The sequence below is a fragment of the Lutibacter sp. genome (assembly GCF_041562875.1).
Lineage (GTDB): Bacteria > Bacteroidota > Bacteroidia > Flavobacteriales > Flavobacteriaceae > Lutibacter.
Window position 1 is genome coordinate 1 of the sequence record NZ_JBFFOE010000135.1, and the last position, 5,504, is coordinate 5,504.

The 5,504-nt window shown below is 30.5% G+C and carries 3 protein-coding genes and 1 pseudogene; all 4 read right to left on the minus strand.

Features of this window, described 5'->3' with window-relative positions; genetic code table 11:
• Positions 1–672, minus strand: a pseudogene (locus tag ABY863_RS12545) (hypothetical protein); the annotation flags it as partial.
• 160 nt (positions 673–832) lie between these two features.
• The gene (locus ABY863_RS12550; protein WP_372795358.1) at positions 833–2,071 is read right to left on the minus strand and encodes a glycoside hydrolase family 2 TIM barrel-domain containing protein; all 1,239 of its coding nucleotides are present in this window, start codon (positions 2,069–2,071) and stop codon (positions 833–835) included.
• A 105-nt stretch (positions 2,072–2,176) separates the two neighbouring features.
• Positions 2,177–3,715, minus strand: coding sequence for a sugar porter family MFS transporter (locus ABY863_RS12555; RefSeq protein ID WP_372795360.1), 1,539 nt, complete (start codon positions 3,713–3,715; stop codon positions 2,177–2,179).
• Between the two features lie 24 nt (positions 3,716–3,739).
• Entirely contained in the window at positions 3,740–5,146 is a 1,407-nt protein-coding gene (locus tag ABY863_RS12560) for a glycoside hydrolase family 30 beta sandwich domain-containing protein (protein ID WP_372795362.1), read from the minus strand.
• Between the last annotated feature and the right edge of the window lie 358 nt (positions 5,147–5,504).

Sequence of the window (5,504 nt, forward strand, 5' to 3'; positions counted from 1 at the left end):
AATTGCACTTAAAGCAAAAATCCCCAATCCAGCGTCAGTTTCTAACTCGCATTTTTTATAGGCATCCACCAAATTGCTACTTGCATTTTGCAAATCTGCTGAAACGCCGTAAGGCAATATATTTTGAATTCCATCTAATACGGTAAGCTGAATTGATTTATTGGTATTGTTTACCAATGTTGATTTTTTTACAAAACCAAATTTATCACTTGAATTCCAATGATACTTATAAGTAACTCCTAAATCAAGATTAATTTCTTCAAAAATAACTTTGTTTCCATAGTTGTTTTTGTACAAATTTCTACTTATTTTATAAACACCTTCATATCTTTTTGAAAATGGCTCCCATAAATATGTTTTACCATCAATATGAACCTGAACAATTGTTTTACTTCCTGTAATTTCAGCTGATTCTGTAATTTTATCATCGGTATAATAAGGAAATAGTGCGTTCTCACTATTTTTTCTACCTGCAGATAATCCACCATTGCTAGACAAAAACATCCAATGGTTTGAGTTACTAACAATACTCATAAAAAAAGGTCGCATTTCGTCAACATTCGAAATTTTGTAATAGCTTTCTTCTCCAACCATTACCAACTTACCTTTTACTTCATTTGCCCCAAAAGACGCTTCCTTATTACCTATATACATTGTTTGTTGCTTATTCATTTTGTATTCAATTTTATTCTAAAACCTTGTGATATTTATTCATAAGGTTTGCTCTTTTTATTTTTTAATAATAACTTTAATTTTTTCTCGATACAATTTTCTATTGAAAATCACTCGAACTGACGAAAAGTTGTATTAAAACTTTTTGTCCATCTATTTTTTAATTTACTTTAAATGGAATATTTGCTGTTGCAGCATGTTCATGCCCATCATCAACATATCCAAACAATCTATAAGCACCTTTTTTAGCGGGAATTTTAAATTTTAATTCACCTTCTTTAGCGCTTATAACTGTAAATTCGACTGCTTTTGGTCTGTTTTCAAAATCTCCACCATCTTTTAAGTCGGTACTTTCTTGCAAAATTTCCCAACGGTAATTTAATTGATCGTTTTCAAAATCCGTTGCTTTTAAACTTGCCAAATACGCTATATTTGCTTTTAATACCACATTTTCATAAGCAGTTTTTTGATTGATTGTAAACGACTGAATTTGTGGTGTTCTGTTTTCTGGCCAAGTTCCATTCCATATATAATGCATCACATCAACAGACTCGGTTTCGCTTCCATCTTCTAAAAAAACTCCATACCAGGTTGGTGTACGTTCTTGCTTTTGACCCCATAGAAACACATATGAACCGATGCATTTTGCAGTATCTGCCTCAATGGCAACTTGGTATCTTTTTAAATAATTTGAAGCTTTTATGGTACTATTTTCTTCAATTGGAACATTCCAAGAAGTTTTTGGAACTTCCCAGTGTCCAGTTGCTCCCCATTCTGTAACTATATACGGACCTTCCCATCCGTAATCTTTAATCATTTTAGGTAATTCAATTATTTTGCCATACATCTGTACAGAAAGAACATCAATGTCAGTACAGCGTTCTTTAATAAGATCTATTTCTTTTTGTGAAATACCTGCTAGCGTTGTAGTTGTTAAATGATTAGTATCTACCTCATGAATCATTTTTGAAATATCATTTACAGCATCCCAAACTTTTGGATTTTTTGCTCTTAAATTCAATTCATTTCCAATAGCCCATATCATTAAAGCTGGATGAGCTTTTAAAGCGATTACTTCTTTTTTAATGCGTTCTAATTGTTCTTTAACAGCAATGTCATCGTTATAATCAAAACCATGACGCTCTCTGGCAACTTCAATTCCCATAGTTACCATTAATCCATATTTGTGTGCCTCGTCTAATACTTCTTTACCTGTTTGTTTCCCGTTTTCCGTTCTCCAAGTTCTAAATGAATTTCCTTTGTGTTTGGCTAATGATGAAATTTCACCAAATTCTAATCCCGCGCCTTTTATATAAAATGGTTGTTGATTTACATATAATTGAAATTTTCCGTCACTATTTTTTAATTCTACTTTAACAGGTATATTGTCTGTACTCATTAATGCTTGTTTTGGTGTTTTTGTATTACATCCAAATAACAAGGAGATACACAAAATAACTGATATAATATTTATTGCGTTTATATTTTTAATGTTAACCATTGCTTATTCTTTCACTAAATCAAATTCAATTTGCTCTAAAGATTTTCCTTTTGTCTCAGGTAATATTCTTAATAAAATAAAGAACCCAAATAAGGCTATTACACCAAAAATTAAGAAAGTTATAGCATTTCCAAGGGTAGATAATTCCCAAGGAAATATTTGTTGCACCATCCAACTTATAAATGAATTTACAAATCCTATTGCTCCAATGGCTAAACCTCTGTACTTTATTGGATACATTTCTGAAAGCATAACCCACATTACTGGACCTAGCGAAAAGGCAAAACAAGCAATAAAACCTAAAATACCAATCAGAACTAAAGTTGCATTCATTGTTGTTGCTGCTTCTAAAATAGCTCCTTCATTTTTAGCATAAACTTGGTTTCCTAAAGCCGATTTCATATCGTTTTTAAAATCCAAATCATTATCATATTTTTTATTGGCAAACTGATCTAATTTATTGGCATCAAAGCTTTCAAACTTTGAAATTTTTTCAGGAGTCAATTCATAGGTTGCCTGATTAAAACCATAAGCACACACTAATAAACTGATAGCGATTCCTGCCATTCCAACCAATAATAAAGGTCTTCTCCCCATTTTATCAATTAAAAATATCGCAATAATGGTAAAAACAACCGTGGTTGAACTCAGCAATATTCCAGAAGCAAAAGAAGCATCTGTTCCAATTCCTGTTTGTTTAAAAATTGAAGTTGCGTAAAAATAAACTGCATTTATACCTGTAATTTGTTGAAGAACTCCAAGTACTAAACCAACAATTAGAATAAAACGAAGCGATGGTTTTAAAAGTTCTAAAATTGAAACTTTTGTATCTTTTTTACCTTCTTGAGCCGTATTTTCAATAGCATTAATTTCAACTTTCGCCAATTCTTCACCATAAAGTTTGTTCAATATAATTTTAGCTTCTTTAAACTTTCCTTTTGAAAATAACCAACGTGGACTTTTTGGTACAAAAAACATAAACAAAAAGTATAATATTGCCGGAATAAATTCAACTCCCAACATCCATCTCCAAACATTTTCATCCGTTAAAAAAGAATCTCCTCCAGTATTTATTTTATTGAAATAATAGTTACTTAAAAAAGCAGCAAAAAAACCAAGTACAATATTTAATTGTTGAATAGAAACTAATTTTCCTCTGTTTTCTGCGGAAGAAATTTCAGCAATATAGGTTGGTGCTAAAATAAGTGCTGCGCCAAATGCTAAACCGCCTATCATTCTTGCTATATATAACATTTCGTATGAATTTGCATACGCTGAAGCCAAAGCAGAAACTGCATATAAAAATGCCACTACTATTAATATTTTTTTTCGCCCAATAACATCACTTAGCCTACCTGATATTAACATCGCTATCATTGCTGCAAAAGATGGTGAGCTAACAACCCATCCAGTTTGTGCATCACTTAAATTAAATTCAGGACCTGCATAAGACATAACACCCGAAATAATTCCTGCATCAAATCCAAATAAAAATCCTCCTAATGAAACTACAAAGGCAATAAATACTATTTTTTTTGACATAACTGAATATCTAATTTTTGCTATTTAATTTAAAATAACGGTTTGAATTGAATGCGCTGGCATTTTTATTTTCGATGTTTTAGTATCAATAGTTAGCATATAATCAATAGCATTGTCACTTTCATTTAAAGCAACAACTACAATACTTCCATCTTCATTTAAAAAGGAAGTAGCACTCAAATAATTTACTGTTGTTCCTGTTGAAATTCTTTTTGCTCCTGGGCGAATAAATTTTGAAAAATGACCAATGTAATAATATGAATTTGTGAAAGTTAATTGTCCTGTTTGGGTATCACCATGAACAGGAGAAAAACATAAATTACCCACATGATTTGGGCCTCCAGTTTCGTTTAATAAAATATTCCAATCTGTCCAAGCTACAGTTCCATTGTTAAAATCGTTAATCATTGCTTTTCCGTAACGCTCTGCTAATTTTGGGTCTTCAATTCTACTTAAATCATATTTTTCATTGCATCCTTCAGTAAAAATTAAATTTTTATCAGGATAAGTATCATTTACGGCAGCCACATTTTGGTACATTGGTGTACCATCTTTCCAGTCTTCATACCAATGAAAACCAGTTCCCCAAACGTATTTATTTGCTTCTGGATCACTTAAAATAACGTTTGCACGTTCAAACAATAAGTCTCTGTTGTGATCCCAAACTATAATTTTTTTATCGCCTAAACCTTCTTTTTCTAAGGTTGGACCTAAATTATTTTTTAAAAAGTCTCGCTCTTCTTCAGCAGTGTAAATACAAGATTCCCAAGTTTGTTTTGCCATTGGTTCATTTTGAATTGACAAACCCCAAATTGGAATTCCTTCTTTTTCATATGCTTTTATAAATTTCACATAATAATTTGCCCAAGGTTGGTAAAATTCTAATTTTAATTTTCCGCCTTGTAACATATTATTATTAGTTTTCATAAATGCTGGCGGACTCCAAGGGCTTGCATAGGTAGTTAATTTACCACCAGCAGCTTTTATTGCTAGTTTTGTAAATGGAATGCGAAATTGTTTATCGTGTTCAATACTAAAGGTTTTTAAATCTTTATCACCTTCTTCAATATAAGTGTAACTTTCACTTGAAAAATCACAACTATGAATAATTGTTCTTGCCAATGAATAACCAATTCCCTTATTGACGCTATAATAAGCTTCCATAAATTTATCTTGATTTTCTTTGGTTAATTTGTAAAATGTTTCTGCGGAAGCATCTGTTAAAGCAGCTCCAATACCAACAAAAGTTTGATGTAATTTAGATGTGTTTACAAAAATTGACGCTTCAGTTTCTAAAGGTTGTTTAAAATCTGAAAACACAATATTTGAATTTGTTAATTGTAGTTTAACAGCATTACTTGAATCAGTTGTAAAAACTTTACTTTTAACTATTTCAGTTGAAATAGAATTTTGAACAATTGTATTTTGCATAGCTATATTATTTTTGTTATGCTGCTCACAACTACTTAATAAAATTTGAGTTATTAAAAAAAAAGGAATGATTTTAACATAAATATTAGTATACATTTTTACAATTTTATTTATAAAGTATTTAAAAGTAAGTTGCATTTCTGAAGTATATTTGTCCTAATGTTGTCATAAAAGGAACATTTTTATAACTAATAAATATTTTATAAAATTATTAAGTAAGAAAAATAAAAGGTTAGTAACCTAAATTACTAACCTTTTAATTTAATTCAAATAATTATTGATAAACTTCTATGTATTCAATCTCCATTGCATCTTCTGTAAATGCAGGATCAATAGTTCCACCTAGAGAACCTCCCAT

Bases quoted from the DNA above. Each gene is read 5' to 3' on its own strand.
- ABY863_RS12550 (WP_372795358.1), bottom strand. From the start codon at position 2,071: ATGAGTACAGACAATATACCTGTTAAAGTAGAATTAAAAAATAGTGAC.
- ABY863_RS12555 (WP_372795360.1), bottom strand. From the start codon at position 3,715: ATGTCAAAAAAAATAGTATTTATTGCCTTTGTAGTTTCATTAGGAGGA.
- ABY863_RS12560 (WP_372795362.1), bottom strand. From the start codon at position 5,146: ATGCAAAATACAATTGTTCAAAATTCTATTTCAACTGAAATAGTTAAA.